General features: G+C 63.8%; 16 protein-coding genes and 2 pseudogenes. 8 read left to right on the top strand and 10 right to left on the bottom strand.

Annotated features, from left to right (window positions below; translation table 11 throughout):
* Window positions 1-18 precede the first annotated feature (18 nt).
* The 5 genes from ACWDKQ_RS13780 to ACWDKQ_RS13800 form a co-directional block, all read right to left on the bottom strand.
* Window positions 19-159: a hypothetical protein gene (locus ACWDKQ_RS13780; RefSeq protein WP_450139096.1), complete on the bottom strand. Its 141-nt coding sequence runs from the start codon at window positions 157-159 to the stop codon at window positions 19-21.
* Entirely contained in the window at window positions 144-347 is a 204-nt protein-coding gene (locus ACWDKQ_RS13785; protein ID WP_450139097.1) for a hypothetical protein, read from the bottom strand. Before ACWDKQ_RS13785 ends, ACWDKQ_RS13780 begins: the two co-directional genes overlap by 16 nt.
* Window positions 344-862, bottom strand: coding sequence for a tyrosine-type recombinase/integrase (locus ACWDKQ_RS13790; RefSeq protein ID WP_450139098.1), 519 nt, complete (start codon window positions 860-862; stop codon window positions 344-346). The genes ACWDKQ_RS13785 and ACWDKQ_RS13790 overlap by 4 nt, the downstream gene beginning before the upstream one ends.
* Window positions 863-1111: 249 nt before the next feature.
* Window positions 1112-1396, bottom strand: coding sequence for a hypothetical protein (locus ACWDKQ_RS13795; protein WP_450139099.1), 285 nt, complete (start codon window positions 1394-1396; stop codon window positions 1112-1114).
* A gap of 227 nt (window positions 1397-1623) precedes the next feature.
* Window positions 1624-2133: a transposase gene (locus ACWDKQ_RS13800; RefSeq protein ID WP_450139100.1), complete on the bottom strand. Its 510-nt coding sequence runs from the start codon at window positions 2131-2133 to the stop codon at window positions 1624-1626.
* A 622-nt stretch (window positions 2134-2755) separates the two neighbouring features.
* Here ACWDKQ_RS13800 and ACWDKQ_RS13805 point away from each other — a divergent pair.
* From ACWDKQ_RS13805 to ACWDKQ_RS13835, 7 genes are all read left to right on the top strand, one after another.
* Window positions 2756-2980 (top strand): hypothetical protein, encoded by a 225-nt coding sequence (locus ACWDKQ_RS13805; protein ID WP_450139101.1) that lies wholly within the window; start codon window positions 2756-2758, stop codon window positions 2978-2980.
* 68 nt (window positions 2981-3048) lie between these two features.
* Window positions 3049-4395 (top strand): cation:proton antiporter, encoded by a 1347-nt coding sequence (locus tag ACWDKQ_RS13810; protein ID WP_450139102.1) that lies wholly within the window; start codon window positions 3049-3051, stop codon window positions 4393-4395.
* Between the two features lie 215 nt (window positions 4396-4610).
* Window positions 4611-5708, top strand: coding sequence for a cytochrome P450 (locus ACWDKQ_RS13815; RefSeq protein WP_450139103.1), 1098 nt, complete (start codon window positions 4611-4613; stop codon window positions 5706-5708).
* Window positions 5709-5710: 2 nt separating this feature from the next.
* The gene (locus ACWDKQ_RS13820; RefSeq protein ID WP_450139104.1) at window positions 5711-6796 is read left to right on the top strand and encodes a methyltransferase; all 1086 of its coding nucleotides are present in this window, start codon (window positions 5711-5713) and stop codon (window positions 6794-6796) included.
* Complete coding sequence (locus ACWDKQ_RS13825) at window positions 6789-8282, top strand: FAD-binding oxidoreductase (protein WP_450139105.1); 1494 nt, start codon at window positions 6789-6791, stop codon at window positions 8280-8282. The genes ACWDKQ_RS13820 and ACWDKQ_RS13825 overlap by 8 nt, the downstream gene beginning before the upstream one ends.
* Before the next feature lie 118 nt (window positions 8283-8400).
* Window positions 8401-10902 carry an amino acid adenylation domain-containing protein gene (locus ACWDKQ_RS13830; RefSeq protein WP_450139112.1) on the top strand — a complete coding sequence of 834 codons (2502 nt, stop codon included), beginning with the start codon at window positions 8401-8403 and terminating at the stop codon, window positions 10900-10902.
* Between the two features lie 50 nt (window positions 10903-10952).
* Window positions 10953-12476, top strand: coding sequence for a tryptophan 7-halogenase (locus tag ACWDKQ_RS13835; protein ID WP_450139106.1), 1524 nt, complete (start codon window positions 10953-10955; stop codon window positions 12474-12476).
* A gap of 34 nt (window positions 12477-12510) precedes the next feature.
* On the opposite strand, the gene ACWDKQ_RS13840 is transcribed toward ACWDKQ_RS13835, so the two are convergent.
* On the bottom strand, window positions 12511-13968 hold the full coding sequence (locus ACWDKQ_RS13840; protein ID WP_450139107.1) for a UbiD family decarboxylase: 1458 nt from the start codon (window positions 13966-13968) through the stop codon (window positions 12511-12513).
* 391 nt (window positions 13969-14359) lie between these two features.
* Between ACWDKQ_RS13840 and ACWDKQ_RS13845 the strand changes: the two genes are divergently transcribed.
* On the top strand, window positions 14360-14668 hold the full coding sequence (locus tag ACWDKQ_RS13845) for a reverse transcriptase domain-containing protein (RefSeq protein WP_450139108.1): 309 nt from the start codon (window positions 14360-14362) through the stop codon (window positions 14666-14668).
* Window positions 14669-14752: 84 nt separating this feature from the next.
* On the opposite strand, the gene ACWDKQ_RS13850 is transcribed toward ACWDKQ_RS13845, so the two are convergent.
* The 4 genes and pseudogenes from ACWDKQ_RS13850 to ACWDKQ_RS13865 form a co-directional block, all read right to left on the bottom strand.
* Window positions 14753-15031 carry a hypothetical protein gene (locus ACWDKQ_RS13850; RefSeq protein WP_450139109.1) on the bottom strand — a complete coding sequence of 93 codons (279 nt, stop codon included), beginning with the start codon at window positions 15029-15031 and terminating at the stop codon, window positions 14753-14755.
* A pseudogene (locus tag ACWDKQ_RS13855) lies at window positions 15004-15288 on the bottom strand (non-oxidative hydroxyarylic acid decarboxylases subunit D); the annotation flags it as partial. The pseudogene ACWDKQ_RS13855 and the gene ACWDKQ_RS13850, both read right to left, overlap by 28 nt.
* A 107-nt stretch (window positions 15289-15395) precedes the next feature.
* Window positions 15396-16037 (bottom strand): non-oxidative hydroxyarylic acid decarboxylases subunit B, encoded by a 642-nt coding sequence (locus ACWDKQ_RS13860; RefSeq protein WP_450139110.1) that lies wholly within the window; start codon window positions 16035-16037, stop codon window positions 15396-15398.
* A 72-nt stretch (window positions 16038-16109) separates the two neighbouring features.
* Window positions 16110-16514, bottom strand: a pseudogene (locus ACWDKQ_RS13865) (hypothetical protein); the annotation flags it as partial.

The following is a 16514-nucleotide window of genomic DNA, read 5'->3' on the forward strand; positions in this document are numbered from 1 at the left end:
GATCGACTTGATGAAGGACTAGTTGGCCAACGTGGTGGTGACCGCGAAGGAATGCCGCAGGGTCATAGAGCGCAGGTCTGTCGGCGGGATCTCGGTGTGCTCGTCCAGCGTGGCCAGGAAGCGGGCGAACCCTCGCGCGACCGTCAGCGGGCTGCCCACCACTGGGCATCGTTCTCGGCCGGTAGGGTGGCCCACTCCAGCGCCGCCTTGACGGTCAGGCAGGAAGTGCCGCGCTGCTCCAGGAAACCGCTGAACTGGCCGAGCATCCGGCCCTCGACTTTCAGCTTGTAGCCCATGCTCCGGCGGATCGCCAGATACCGCTCGGCGGCTTCGCGCATCCGGTTCATTGGTCGCTTGCCTCCGGCCAGGCGCGCACGACCGAAGCCAGCGCGGTCATGTCGACCTTCGTATAGATCGCCGACGTGTCCTCGCTGTGGTGGCGCAGTAGTTGGGCGACCTCGGCCAGCGACCCGCCACCGGCCAGCACCTGGCAGGCGGCGCGATGCCGTAACTGGTGGGCGGAAACGGCGGGGACGCCAGCGCGGCGCGAGGCACAGCGGGGCACCATGACAACGGACTGGCGGGCCATCGGCGTGTCCGGGCCACAGGTGCGGAGGAAGATCTCCCGGTGCCTGGACGGTCGTCGTCCGCGCTGAAGGTAGTCGGCCAGCGCGGCCCCGACGTCCATGGGAAGCGGTAGTCGGTCGATCCGGACGCCTTTGCCGTGGACCACCAACTCACCGTTGCGCCAGTCCACATCTTCCAGGCGCAGCGCCGCGACCTCCTTCGCGGAGTGCCCAGACGGGCCAGCAACAGGAAAACGGCGAAGTCCCGGCCTCCGACGGCCGTAATCCGATCGCAACCGTCCAACAACGCCGGCAGCACGTCGGCACTCACTGCGGATGGAAGAACACTCAACCGCCACCCAGCCACTGACGGCACCACCTCCGCCAAGTCCCGGTCAACGGCCGCGGTTGCGAACAGGAACGCAGCAGCGACCGCAGTGCCGGAGTCACCGTTTTCATCGACCCGGTCGCATACCGCCTCGACGCTCTCATGACGAACCCGATCACCGACGCCGGCTCCAGTCGGTCGAGCCGCAGACATCCCGTCAACGAGCTGCGCCGAGAGAAACTCGCCGGGCGAAGTCAATACGCAATCGAACCGTGCACTCCGCCAACCACCGCTCGCGCCGCAGATAAACGCGGTAGCGCTCCAACTTCTCGACCGGGCACTCGACCTCGCCAGGTTCCTCGGGCGGGCTCGCGCAGACCTCCCGCAGATAGCCCAACATCATCCGCAACGACCGGCCGGTCACCCAGCGCCGATAACCAGCGGTCTGCCGCGCGGCAACGAAATCATCCAGCTGTGCCGCAGTGAACTCCGACGCGGCCAAGACCTCGCGTTCCAGCTAACGACTAAATGCGCCAGCACGTAGGAGCTGTCCTGCGCTGACCGCGGTGTGAAACCCGTCGAACCAGCTCTAACCGGAACTCATGCACCAGCGGAGCCAACGGCCCCGAAATCCGCACCGGATACCGACCATCCATGACCATGTGCTCGCCTCCTTCAAAACGCAGGAGACCGCACACGTCCGCTTTCACGGCATCGGTTCACCTGATCTTATGGCGGGAAATCACCCCGTTGCACCACCATCAACCAGTCCCTATCCAGCCCGCCCGGCATAACCGACAAACCCAGATAATTGCCCGCGTCAATCCCTTGACTGGATTCACCGACATTGAACGACGTTTTCACGCTCTGGGAGTCGGTGATCGCCGCGGTTGGAGTGGCCGCACGACCTTTCGCAACCCGAGCCCGTTGGCGAAACAGATCATGCACTGTCTCGGTTGTTCCATCGACCTCCCACTTCGCGTAGTAGTCATAGACCGTCTTGTTTGGCGGGCAATCATGTGGCAGGTACGCCCACGCGATGCCGGTCCGGCATACGTACAGGATCGCGTTGACGATCTCGCGAAGATCATGCACCTGCGCCGCTACGCTCGGTCCCCGCCGCGCGGCACGCCAGGCCGTCAACGTCGGCTCGATCAACGCCCACTGGGCATCGGAGAGGTCGCTGGGTAGACACGCCGGACACTTGATCAAATTACCAGGAGCAATTGAAACGGACAAAACACCATCAATTAGATCAAATGCCCTCTAAGGAAACGAGTGAAGTCACTTCCCTGGAAAGACCTTCCCTCCCTGTCGGTGACTCGAGAACGCGGCCACGGCCGCCAGGGCGCCTGCACCCTGAAAGCGACCGAACTCGACACGGGCATCGGGGTTCCCCGGCGCCGCTGAGGTCATGCGACTCGCCCGGACCCACGCCAACCGCAAGACCGGCAAACGAACCCGCGAAACCGCCTACGCCATCACCAGTCTCACCGTCACCGACGCCGGGCCCGAACAGATCGCACATGGTTGCGCGGACATTGGTCGATAGAAAACGGGCTGCACTGGGTCCGCGACGGGACCTACGACGAAGACCGCAGCCAGATCCGCACCGGCCACTCACCCCAGGTGATGGCCAGCCTCCGCAACACCGCCATCAGCCAGCTCCGGCTCGCCGGCCACGCCAACATCGCCGCCTTCCGGCATCACGCGGGACCCTGGCTGCTCGAACACAACCCACCGCCCAAGAGTCCTCAATTATTGGGGGTCCCTCACCGAAATCTCTATGCGCAAGAAGTTGGCAACTCTACCCGAAACGTCAGCCGGCTCCCTGTGAACAGTGCCCAAAAGTACACAGAGAATGCTCTTCTTCACCTTTCTTGAACCGTTGATCGACACCTATGGACTCGCACACTCCCATCCCGTAATGTTCGGCACAATCGCCCAAAACGTGAAAGAGTTGCTCCAGGGCGATCAACCGGGCGTTGACATCGGCGAGCACCAGGGCGCTATGCCCGTACCGCCCGCGAAATTCAATCAGTCTGGCCGCGACACACGGACCAGTTGGTTCGCGCGCGCGGGATAGATTTGAGCGAAGAGCACCAACCCCCCCATCTCCCGCTAATCCCGTTCGCAGCACCATGGAGGGCACCGTTGACGCTCCAAGTGATCCCGGTTTCGGCGGTCCCAAGTCATACGCTGCTCGTGTTTCTGCTGCAAGTGGGACTTTTGCTGTTGCTGGCTTTGGTGCTCGGCAGAGTGGCGATCCGCTGCGGATTGCCCGCTGTAGTGGGCGAATTGGTCGCTGGGTTGGTGTTCGGCCCCTCATTGCTCGCTCACCTCGTACCAGGCTTGTCCGAGTGGTTGCTGCCGCAGCAGCCTGAACAGTTCCATCTCCTGGACGTGGTAGGGCTTATCGGTGCTCTGTTGCTGGTAGGTCTGACAGGGTGCCGACTAGACTTCGGACTGATGCGGAACCGCAGGAACGCTGCCCTGCAAGTCAGCATCGCCGGACTCGTCATCCCGCTCGCACTCGGTATCGCGGTCGGCTTCGTGCTTCCAGAATCGTTGCTCTCGGAGGCGCAAGACCGAACGGTTATCGCGCTGTTCTTCGGAGTGGCCATGGCGGTCAGCGCCATCCCGGTGATGGCGAAAACACTGACCGACATGGGTTTGCTGCATCGCGATATCGGTCAACTGACCCTAGCCGCTGGGACTGTCGATGATGTGGTCGGATGGCTGCTGCTGTCGGTCGTATCCGCGATGGCCACCACTGGCGTTCGGGCGGACGGCGTGCTGCTGTCACTCGCCGGCGTGGCCGCAGTTGTCGTGGTTGCTGTGATCTTGGTTAGGCCACTCGCACGGGTTGCTCTCCGCGTCACCAATCGGTCAGCACACGACACGCCTACGGTCGCCACTGTGGTCGTCATCGTCGTACTGGCTTCCGCCGGCACGCAGGCGATGGGCCTGGAGGCGGTATTCGGCGCGCTGGTCGCCGGAATCACGATCAGTACGACCGGCCAGCTCGACCACGCACGGCTCGCGTCATTGCACACCTCCGTGCTCGCCGTGTTCGCTCCATTGTTCTTCGCCACGGCTGGACTGCGCATGGATCTCACGGTTCTGGCGGTTCCCACGGTTCTGGGCGTGGCAATGCTGGTGCTGACGATAGCGATCGTAGGAAAGTTCGCCGGAGCGTACCTCGGAGCCAGGCTGGCCCGACTTGGGCATTGGGAGGGCATTGCCCTGGGTGCCGGGATGAACGCCCGCGGAGCCATCGAAGTCATCGTCGCGATGACCGGGCTTCGGCTTGGGGTGCTGAACACCGCTACTTACACGGTCGTGATCCTCGTCGCGATCGCGACCTCGGTGATGGCTCCGCCGGTTCTGCGCATCGCCATGCGGCGAGTCGATCAGACCGCGGAGGAGCGGGTTCGCTGGCAGCTGTATGCGCCAACGCCCGGTTCGTCGGCCGATCCCGACAGCCCCAAGTCCCGATAAGCCGGATACATCAACGCCGGAGCCAAACGATGAGGTTACCGATGAGAGTTTCGAGCCAAACACAGTCCACCGTCGACGTACTCACCCAGTTCGCATCGCAGTCGTTCCAGGAAGATCCTTTCCCGCTACTGCGTTGGTTGCGAGAAAACGATCCGGTGCACCGGACGCGGACGGGGATCTACCTGGTAAGCAGACACGCGGACGCGCAACGGGTGTTGCAGGGTAGCGCCAGCGATTTTCCTCGCCCGCAACGCGGTGCGGCGGCAGCGTCTCCGTTGCAGCAGCGACACCGGTCGGCGAACCTGCTGTCCAACACGCTGCTGATGAGAAATCCACCCGAACACACGCGGGTGCGCAAGCAGCTCAACCGGGACTTCACTATGCGACGAGTTGAATCGTTGCGGCCAGGCATCGCCGACTACTGCAATCGTCTTCTGGACGAGCTCGAAGCCCCTCTGCGCGACGGGGAGACCTTGGACATCCACCACGCGATGTCCCTGCCGATGGTCGTTCACGTGCTGTCTGAGCTACTTGGAGTCCCCAAGTCTGATCGCGAATGGCTCCCGGATCTGGTCAACGATGTCCTGGCCGCGCTGATCGGCCAGTCCGAGGAGCTGTTGACTACCGCCGACGCCAACAGCGTGATAATCGAGGACTACTTCCGCCAACTCGTCCGGGAACGACGGCTGCGCCCTCGAGACGACTTGATCTCCGTATTGACCCAGCCACCGGCCGATTATCCTGACCCTCTCACTGACGACGAAGTTGCCGCGCTTCTCTGGGGAATCTGGGCGGCGGGATTCGAAACAGCAGCGGGCGGAGTCGATTTCGGTATCCGAGCGATGTTGCACCATCCGGACGAACGGGTGTGGCTGAGCAGCGGCGAGCGCGCGGTCAACGCGTTCGTCGGCGAGGTCTTGCGCTATGACGCGCCTGTCTTGTTCAGTCCCGGAGCGCGCATTCCCATCCGGGACATCCAGCTCGAGGGCGGGACGGTCCCAGCAGGCTGCGACGTGCGGCCGGTACTGGCCGCGGCCAACCATGATCCGGCCGTGTTTACGAATCCAGAACGGTTCGACCCGAGCCGGGACACCAAGAAGATCCTGACCTTCGGACATGGGATCCACCGCTGCATAGGCGCATACCTCGCCCGTGTCGAAATGGCCGTTTCCCTGCCTCTCATCCACAGACGGTTCCCCACTCTCTGCTCCGCGGGCGAACCCGAATGGAACTGCAACGTTTTCGTCCGCACCGTGAGCACTCTGCCGGTTGCCCTGCAACAGCTTCCAACCCCGCGCACAGCCAGGAGATAGCCGTGGACATCGACCGCGACACGCAAGCAGCAGCGGACATGTTCCGACTGGTCAACAGCGACCTCCTGGCACGCGCGATACACGTGCTCGCGATGCTCGGCATCGCCGATCTTCTCGTTAGCGGGCCACGCACCGCTGACGAGCTCGCCGACGCTGTGGGAGTGCATGGTCCGTCACTGCGGCGCCTACTGCGCGCCACAGCGTGTGTCGGCGTATTCGCGGAACGTCCTGACGGAGCCTTTGAGCTGACAACGCGTGCGCAGTATCTGCGCAGTGACACGCCCGGGACCGCCCGGTATCTGGCGATGTTGCAAGGCGAAGTGGGCAAAGCCAGTGATCATCAGCACTTCCTGCATGCCGTGCGCACCGGCGAACCCGCTTTCCCGCACGCTTACGACGGTATGGATTACTTCACCTTCCTCGAAGCCAACCCCGCAGCAGGCGGGGTGTTCGACAAGGCGATGACCGCGATGAGCGCTGGCCAGAGCACAACGATCGCCGCGGCATACGACTTCGGCAGATTCGATGTGGTAGCCGACATCGGTGGGGGATCGGGGCACCTGCTGGCGACGATCCTCGAGCGGCATCCCGAGGTCCGGGGCGTTCTCTTCGATCGTCCGGCTACGGTGGCCGATGCCGCGAATCTGCTGGACCAGCACGGGGTTGCCGAACGAGCAAATGTCATCAGCGGCGACTTTTTCTACGCGGTGCCGCCGGGGGCGCAGGCGTATGTGCTCAAATCCGTGCTACATGACTGGAATGACGAGGACTGCGTTAGGATTCTGCGCAGCGTCCACGCGGCAATGCGATCGCGGCCGGATTCCCGGCTCATGCTGTGGGAATTCATCGTGCCACCACTGAACGCACCAGATCCCAGCAAGCTGCTCGATCTGCAGATGATGCTCAAGACCGGTGGCAGGGAACGAACGGAGGACGAGTGGCGGTCGTTGCTGCGATCCGCGGGGTTCGGCGACATCGTCACCTCGCAACTCGCCGCACCCTTGTGGCTGATCGAGGCCACGCCGCTGACATCGGGCCTTCCCGATGCCACCTCGGCGTCTACTGTGGCTGGTGACGCTCGTGGCTGACAGCAATCCCGCTGCTGGCGGAGACTGTAGCTGCGACGTTGATCGAGACCTGAATGTGTGGTTGGCCGAGTGCGAGCAGTTGCTTGGTGTCGAGCGAGTAGAGCGGTGCACTCAGCGGTCACTCGCCGAACGCCAACGTCCGAGCAATATAGGTTTCTTCCGTGCCCGGCACATCCCCGCGGTGATGCGTCCCCGGGATGTAAGCGATGTCCAGTCACTCGTTCGCTCACTGCATCACCGGGAGACCAAGGCGGCGCTCTATCCCGTTAGCCAGGGTCGCAACTGGGGCTTCGGCTCGAAAGACCCAGTCCGGGACGACAACGTCGTGCTTGATCTGGGCGACCTGCGGCGGATACGACACCTGGACCTCGACAGCGGTAGTGCGATCGTCGAAACGGGAGTGACGCAAGGTGAGTTGGCGCGGTGCGTGGCGGGAACCCCGTTCATGCTCAACGTGACCAGTTCGTCCCAGCACAGCAGCGTGATCGGCAATGCTCTCGAACGAGGCGTGGGAACACGCCGGCAGCGGTGCGACGACATCGCCGGTCTGGAAATCGTCCTCGCTTCTGGCCAGGCGTTGAGAATCGGGAGTTGGCCGCGTGATGGCCAGGACATCACAGCCTATCGGCACGAACTGGGCCCGGGTCTGATGCCGCTGTTCTTCCAATCCAACTTCGGAATCATCACCGCCGCCGTCGTTCGGCTGCTCCCGCGACCGGACTCGATCCGCGTGCTGCGCCTAGGTTTCGGATACCGAAGTCTTCCCGAAGTGGTAGGCGTACTCCGGGGTTATCACCACCAGGGATTGATCCCGCAGTATCTGAAGATTTTCCTCGACTCGGCCGACGGGCCAGCCGCGGAGCCCAAGTGCCATGCGTTCACCTGTATCGACGGCGACAGCGAACTGGTAAGCGCGGTGACTGAGATCCTGACGCGGCGGGTCCATGCCAGCGGCCTGTTCACCGCGATCGACGAGCTGGATCACGCTCACGCGGATCGCAGCGCCGTGATGGACGCGCTGGTAGGCGATCCTGAGCGCAACGACCAGACGTTGCTGAGAGAATTCGGGACCACCGCCGACGGCATCGACGAGGACGGAGCCGTCGGCTGGTTGTTCTACGCACCGATGATTCGCTTCGAGCCCGACTCGGTGATGCGGGCGCAGAGTTTGCTCCGACAAATAGCGAATGAGACCGGGATCACCTGGCAGGCTCACGCCACAGTGGTGTCAACCGACTTGATCGACTTCGTAGTGGCAATCAAATTCCCCAGAACAGATCCGTGGCCCGAGCGGGCCCACCACGCCCTGGACCTGATGCACGAGCGCTTTCCGCAGTCGGGCTTCCAGCCCTATCGACTCGACATCGACCATATGCACCGTTCGAGCGAGCTGCACCCAGATCCGGCGATCGGAGGTTTTCTGAGCCAGTTGAAAGGCGTCTTCGACCCACGCGGCCTAATCGCGCCAGGCCGCTACCTAGAATAGTCAGGAGTTACCGTTGACGACCATTCACGAGCCCAGATCCGAAACGACGCTTTCGGCGAGCACATTCCCTGAGCTGTTCGAGTCCCAAGTCGCCCGCACACCGAACGCGACCGCGCTGTTGTACCAGGGCGAGTCCACGACGTATGCAGACCTGAACCGCCGGGTCAACCGGCTTGCGAAGATGCTGATCTCCAGGAAGCTGGGGACCGAGCAACTCGTCGCCCTGGCAATTCCCCGCTCCCCGGCGTTGATCACAGCGGCACTGGCAGTGCTCAAGGCCGGGGCGGCATACCTGCCCATCGATCCCAAGCATCCTGCTGACCACATCTCCTACGTGCTGGGCGATGCCAGACCGGTTCTCACCCTGACCACCCGCGACACGATGTTCGCGATCCCGGCCGGTAGGACGCCCCGACTCGTGCTGGACGGCCAGGGTGTGCTCAATGCGCTCGCCCAGCAGCCCGACACTGACCCGACCGACGAGGCTCGCATCCGTCCTCTCTCGCCCTCGAACCTGGCTTACGTGATCTACACGTCAGGGTCGACCGGTAGACCGAAGGGCGTGATGATCGAACACCGCGGCGTGGAAAACCTCGTTGCTAGCCAGATCGAACGGTTCGGGGTCGACCACCACAGCCGTGTTCTGCAGTTCGCGCCGTTCAGCTTCGATGCGGCGTTCTCCGAGTTGGGTATGGCGTTGCTCTCCGGTGCGACACTCGTGCTTGCACCGGACGAGCGTCTGCTACCCGGCGCCCCGTTGACCGATCTCGCGGACGAATGCGCGATCACGCACCTCACCGTGCCGCCAACAGTGCTCGGATCGTTGCCGACGGGAAGCCTGCCACCCGCGACTACCTTGATCGTCGCCGGGGAGGACTGCCCGGCGTCCCTCGTCGACCAGTGGGCACCGGGACGGAAGATGTTCAATGCCTACGGCCCCACTGAGGCGACCGTGTGCGCGACGATGAGCGAACCGCTGACCGGTGGCATGAAGCCGCCCATTGGCCGACCGATCCGCGATACTCGGGTGTACGTTCTCGACGACCAGCTTCAAACTGTCTCGCCAGGTGCTATCGGCGAGTTATGCGTCGCCGGTCCCGGAGTCGCGCGCGGCTACCTCAACCACGATGAGTTGACTGCCGAACGCTTCGTCCCGGACCCTGATGGACCGCCCGGTACCCGCATGTATCGCACAGGCGACCTTGTATGCCAGCGAGTGGACGGCGCCCTGGAGTACGTCGGCCGTGCGGACGAGCAGGTGAAGATCCGCGGCTTCCGCATTGAGCTCGGGGAGATCCGCGCGGTGCTTGCCGAGCATGCGGGCGTGTCCGCCTCCGCAGTCGTCGCCCGTACGCATCCCAGCGGATCCAAATGCCTAATCGCCTACGTTGTGCCCGCGCAAGAAACGAACGATGCTCCGGCCCCGGACGAGACGGCTCTTCGCCAGCACCTCCAGGAGCGTCTGCCCGCGCATATGGTTCCGGCGGCGTTCGTCCTGCTCAATCGGCTGCCGACGACACGCCACGGCAAACTGGACCACACTGCTCTACCCGAGCCCGAGTTCGGATCACACACGCCGAGCACGCCGTTTCTCAGTCCACGCGAAGAGTTGCTATGCGGACTGTTCGCCGAAGTTCTGGGGCTTCCGGCGGTCTCGGAGAAGGACAACTTCTTCGACTGCGGGGGAAACTCGCTCCTGGCGGTCAAGCTGACCATCCGTATCCGTGCCGAGCTGGGGGAAGAACTCTCCATCCGCACACTCCTGGACGCGCCGACGCCACATGAACTGATCGCACGACTCGACGGTGAGACCGACTCACGTGCTCTGGACGTCGTCCTGCCGCTCCGGACAGGTGGCCATAAGACTCCGCTTTTCTGCATCCATCCCGGCATCGGCATCGGGTGGTCCTATGTGCGGCTGCTCCGGCATCTGCCGCCGGACCTGCCGATCTACGGTATCCAGGCACGCGGCCTATCCGGTACGGAACCGATCCACCGCTGCATCGCGGACATGGCCAACGACTACCTGCAACAGATCCGCGCGATCCAACCCGAGGGGAGTTACCGACTTCTCGGCTGGTCGTTCGGCGGCCTCCTCGCGCACGACATCGCCGCGCGGCTGCAACACGAGGGCGACGACGTCGAACTGCTGACCATCCTTGACGCCTACCCCGCCAGTATGAACCTGCCGAAGGAACCCTCGGCGCTAGACCCGGAAACCCTCGTTGCGCTCCTCGAGATCGTTGGCCAGGACACCTCTCGCGTCGACCGCGAGACTCTTCAGCTCCCTGATGTCATCAACGCGCTTCGCACCGCCGACGGCGGGCTTTCCGATTTGACCCCGGAATCGATGGAAGCCCTGATCGAGATTTTCACCGTCAATCTCCGTTTGCAGAACGAGTTCACCCCAGGGAAGTTCCGCGGCGATCTGATTCTCTTCAGCGCCTGCCAACATCAGGGCAATGGATGGCCCTCCCCGGATACCTGGAAACCCTATGTGGACGGTCGGATCGAGCACCACCCGCTCAACAGCACGCACAGCCGAATGCTCGAAGAGGACGCGGTAATGCACATCGCACCGATACTGGCAGCTCGACTGTCCCGGACCGAGGTTTCCTGACACTCCGCCACCGACTTCAACACGGTACCAACCACGGAAGGCTCGCGAACATGAACGAATCACTGGCAAGCGCGGAAACGGTCGACGTCGTCGTCGTTGGCGGCGGTCCCGGCGGATCTACAGTCGCTACGCTCGTTGCCAAGCAGGGGCACCGTGTTCTCCTCCTGGAGAAGGAGCGCTTCCCCCGGTACCGCATCGGGGAGTCCTTGCTCCCGTCGACCGTGCACGGCGTCTGCCGGATGCTCGGCGTGTCCGACGCCCTCCACGACGCAGGATTTGTGGTCAAGCTCGGCGGCACGCTGCGGTGGGGATCAAACCCGGAGCCCTGGCGGTTCAATTTCGCCGTCTCATCCCGGCTAGCCGGTCCCACCGCATATGCCTACCAGGTTGAACGCATGAAGTTCGACCAGATCCTGCTCAACAACGCCAAGGCGTGCGGAGTGGACGTCCGGGAGCAGTGCTCGGTCGTCGACGTTCTGGACGACGGCGAGCGGGTTTCCGGGGTCCGCTACGAGGACGAAAACGGACGCACGCACGAGGTGACCGCGACTTTCGTCGTGGATGCTTCCGGGAACGAAAGCCGTATCTCCCAGAAGATCGGGGGGAAGCGGCAGTACTCGGACTTCTTCCGCAACCTCGCGATGTTCGGGTATTTCGAAGGCGGCAAACGGATGGAGGAGCCCTATGCCGGCAATGTCCTGTCGGCCGCGTTCAAGGACGGCTGGTTCTGGTACATTCCGTTGGGTGACAACCTGACCAGCGTCGGGGCGGTGGTCAGTCGCGACACTCCCGAACTCCTGCGAGGTGACCGGGAGCACGCCTTCCGCAAGCTGATCGATGGTTGCCCGATGGTCCGCGACCTTCTCTCTGACGCGACCAGAATCACCAGCGGGCCCTACGGCGAGATCCGCATCCGCAAGGACTACTCTTACGTGCACAGCCGGTTCTGGCGCCCGGGCATGATGTTGGTCGGTGACGCGGCTTGCTTCGTCGACCCGGTGTTCTCCACGGGTGTCCACCTCTCCACCTATGGCGGATTGCTCGCCGCTCGCTCCATCAACAGTTGCCTCGCCGGACTTGTCGACGAGCAGCGCAGCTTCGAGGAATTCGAAGCGCGCTATCGCAAGGAGTACGGGCTGTTCTACGAGTTCCTCATCGGGTTCTACGACATGAACCAGAACGAGGACTCCTACTTCTGGCAGGCGAAGAAGGTGACCAACTGCCCCGTATCGGAGTTCGAGGCGTTCGTCGAGCTGGTCGGCGGTGTCGCGTCCGGCGAAGCGGCGATCCCCAACGGCGAAACCTTGCGTTCGGAGTTGTCCGCCGTGTCGACTCAGCTATCCAGCGCGATCCAGGGCAGCATCACGCACGCGAGCAACGATGACAACCTCAACCCTCTCCTTGACTCCAGGGGGCTGGAACGGTTCCTGGAAGAGGGAGCCGCCTTGCAGGTCGACGCCGCTCTCGGGAACGCCGCGCACGAGCCTCCGAGAATTCCGGGAGGGCTCCTCACCGCCGCCGATGGCATGCATTGGATGGAGCCCGACACGCTCAAGGCTCATGCGCACGAGTGATCCGGCGTCGCGCCTGCTAGTGGCGACGGCGCAGTCACCACATGTCCAGTACCCGTCGGCGGATTTCTTCCGGATAGGCCGCGGCGAAGGAACTGCGCTGCGGCAGGACATCCATCGGCTGCCCGAAAAGACAGTTGTGCACCACTTTGGTCATCCGGCACCGGCTGCGGTCGGCGTCATCGAGTGAGCCGATCAGTGGAACGGCCGGCTGGTCGGGGAAGAACACGTCCCCGCTGGCCGGCCGCCACCGGGTGGCAAAGGCCCACACCGTCTCGGCGGTGTTGGTGGGGTCGATGTCATCATGCATGACCAGAATTTGCGGAACGCAAATACCGACCTTCGTCGAGAAGATGGCCTCTCCGATGCGGCGCACCAATTCTTCTTCTGCCACACCAAGGCGTTTACGCGCATCGACAGGAACGGTTACGACCAACCAGTGGCACGCGCTTTCGACGGGCATCCATGCGGCGGTTACTGGAATCCCGGCCTCACGTAACGCAACCATCGCTTCAGCAGCGACGCCGATACCAGTGATCGTGTGGTTCTCGTCGGCGGGTTCACCTCCCGCGACCACCGGCAGAATCGGGTCATCCCGATAAGTGACCGCGGTAACCTGGTATACCGGTTGCGGCGCGGACACCGATCCGAGGTATCCAGCGTACTCCCCCATCGGTCCTTCGGCGGCCGTCTCCACCGGATCGACAAATCCTTCCACCACGATTTCCGCGGTAGCCGGCACCTCGAGATCCACCGTTTCGCAGCGAACCACCTCGGCGGGTTCACCGAAGTATCCGCCGACGTGGTCGGCCTCATCGACGCCAGCGGGAAAGGCCATTCCGGACAGGACGGGGATCGCCGGCTCACACCCCTGGGCTATGGCGAACGGCATTGGCTCTCCCCGCTCTTGCCACATCCGGTGAATCATGCCCAGGTGCTGGGAGGGAAAGACCGTGCCGGTCAGACGAGTGCTGTCCAGCGCCATCACCCTAGCCACCGACCAGTTCGTCCAGGAACCATCAGGCGTGCGCACGATCACCGTCCCCCAAGTGTTGAAGTATCTGCCACCGTCGCCTTGGTGGATCAACGGGCTGGGGAATCGAGTGAGATCAAGGTCAGCGCCGACCATCCGATTTTCCTTGCACGGCCCGCTGGATACGATACGTGGTTTGATGGGGTCACTGGAACGGGCGGCGATAAGTGCATCCAAGATCTTCAAAGGCATGGTGTCCGCGGGCAGCCCCAGCGAGACGGCCAAACGCGCCAGGCGTTGCTCCGGGTTGGTGCTCAGCCCAACCGGAGCACCGAGGATTCGGAACCCGGGCGGGCAATCGGCCACATTTGTGAACAACGGAGCGGGGCTGAACGTCTCGTAAGACCGGCGGATTATCGCACCAACTTCCAAGATCGGGTCGACCTGACGGTCTACGATGCGCAACTCCCCGATCTTGTCCAAAGCATCCAAGTAGGAGCGGAAGCTGGTACAACGGTCCACGATACTCTCCTCCATTGGTTCGAAACGAGACCTATACGTTGCGGCCAGGACCTCCGGCCAGCCGACGCGCAACCTTGGTCAAGTTTCCCAGGTTCGCCCCAACAGGGGAAGACGGCGACGGAAAATCCTCACCGGACACAACCGTTAAAGATCTTTTGGTATGCCGTGGTCGGTTCCGCGCTCGGCGATCTCCGATTCGATTCCCTCGGCGCGCAACTCGTCCCGGTGTTTGTCGGATGCGCGCCCCGGTCTGGCCGTCGGTGACGGGGCACCGGGAGGTGGAAAAGGCGCCCGCTAGAGGCGTCAGGTGGGGAGGCGTTGACATCCCGGGATCGGACGGAGTTGGCGGGAGCGATTGCACTGCCATTCTTCACCGTGGCGAGCCCGGTCGGTGAAACGGATATACATACCGAACAGCGATGGGAAACGCAGGCCGTTAGGCATTCTCGCCATCGCCGATCGTGCTCAGCAGAATCGGGTGCGTAACGCCTTGGAGCCTCAGTGGGAGGATCGCTTTGAGTCGCGATCCTACGGATTTCGGCCCGGGCGTGGCTGCCACGACGCGATCGGGGCCGTCTACCAGGTCGCCAAGGGGAAGAATCCCCAGCGGCCGTGGTCTGCGGCTGCTAGGTGGAAGGGGAGAGGGCGCGCCCGATACTGCCGCCCTGGGTTGATGGGGTGGCGAGAGGGAGCTTGGTGAGCGGCTGAACCGCAAGCCAAGTACCTGGCCCCGGCTGTGTGCCCCAGAGCCGAGATGCGGCCGGGACTGGCGGTTGGGAGGTCGTCACTTGCGATAGATGGCGTTTTTGCGGAAGGGCCATTGGTGTACGGCGCGCAGCAGCAGCTCGTCGGGCGGGTCCGGCATGCGGGGCACGGTGCCGGTGGTGTGAGCGATGACCACGACCCGGTCCTCGCCCCCCAGGTAGGTACTGGCGTCGAGACAGCCGGGTTCGGCGAGCAGAGCGAGCACCGCGGTCTGTTCCACCCAGGCGAGCAGTTCATCCCGGCGTCCGGGCTGAGTTCGGGCCTCCCACATCAGGGTGTCGTGTGGCTCGGGTGGCATCTCGCAGCCTCCAAGGAAATGGTCCGCGGGAACCAGGTTCCCGCGGAAGGTGACGGGTCTGGCGTCAGGACGCGGAGCCCAACGTAGCAATGGTGGGGACTTCGGGGGCTGCCTTGATGTCCTCGAGCGTCATCTTGAAACTCGGGGTAGGCGTCGCGACTGGTGCGACGGGCAGGTTCGCTGGTGTGCCAAGTGTAGAGGCCCTGCTGGCATTGCAGCACGTCCCAGACGCCGGGGACCGGCGAGCTGTAGAGATTGTCGACGGTCTCGGGCGGCGGCGATGCCGGGTTCGGGCATCACCTCGTCGGCGATGCGCAGCAGTTGGCCCTCTTTGTCAAGAGTTTGCAGGAAGCTGCGCAGGTCGTCATATGGCATGGGACTCTCCTTGTGCGTCCAAAGCGTGCGGCACGGGCAGCTTCTGCGGGCAACGCTGCTCGCGTGCCGCGCGGATGCCGACCCACCGCCGGGCGTTCGGCGTCGGCAGGTCGAACTGATCCAGCACCCGCGCGGTGATGTGGTCGACGATGTCGTCCACGGTTTCCGGGTGGTTGTAGAAGGCGGGCATGGGCGGCACCATCTGCGCTCCAAGGCGCGTGAGCGCCAGCATGTTCTCCAGGTGAATCTCGCTCAGCGGGGTCTCACGCGGGACCAGCACCAGCTTGCGGCGTTCCTTGAGGACCACGTCCGCGGCGCGGCCGATCAGCCCGTCGGCGTAGCCGGCCCGGATGCCGGCCAGGGTCTTCATCGAGCATGGCGCGATGATCATTCCGTCAGTGCGGAACGAGCCGGAGGAGATGCTCGCCCCCTGGTCTCCGGGGCTGTGGGCGGCATCGGCGAGGTCGGTGACTTCGCGCACCGACAGGCCAGTCTCCAGTTCTAGAGTGGTCCGCGCCCACGCCGAAAGCACCAAGTGGGTCTCCACATCGGGCAGCTCGCGCAGTGCCTCCAGCAGGCGGACGCCGAACACCGCACCCGTTGCCCCTGTCATGCCCACAATCAGTCGCATAGTGTACGGCTCCTCTGCTGCTCATCAGCCAGTCAGGCTAGGAATGTTTCGGTCATCGCGGTAGGCCGCCGCTTAGTTCCGGGTTCTTACCGCCCCGTCGCGTTCCACGCGTAGGTGCGGCTCGGACACGTCCGGCGGCCTGCTGCCAGGCGTCCCGGCCGCTTTCTCGCCGGCATCGACGGCGCGGCGGAGTTCCTCGACGAACGGAATCAGAGCGTCGACCAGCGTCTTGTCGCCGAGCTCGGCTCGACCGAGTTCTTCTTCCTTGCCGTGCAGCAGCTCCGCCACCGCGTGCAGGGCCTTCGCCACGACCGCGGCGGTCGCTTGGCCTTCCGGCGGGGTCGCCGGCGTAGTTGCCGAACGAGAACACCACCCCCGCACTCCCTCGCGCGCGCGTTTCGCCCGCACCACGCCGCCGGGCACCTGCCGGACGTGTTCGGGGTGCGCTGCCACGAAACCGGTCACCATGTCCTCGGT

It is taken from the genome of Saccharopolyspora sp. NPDC000995, from assembly GCF_053599315.1.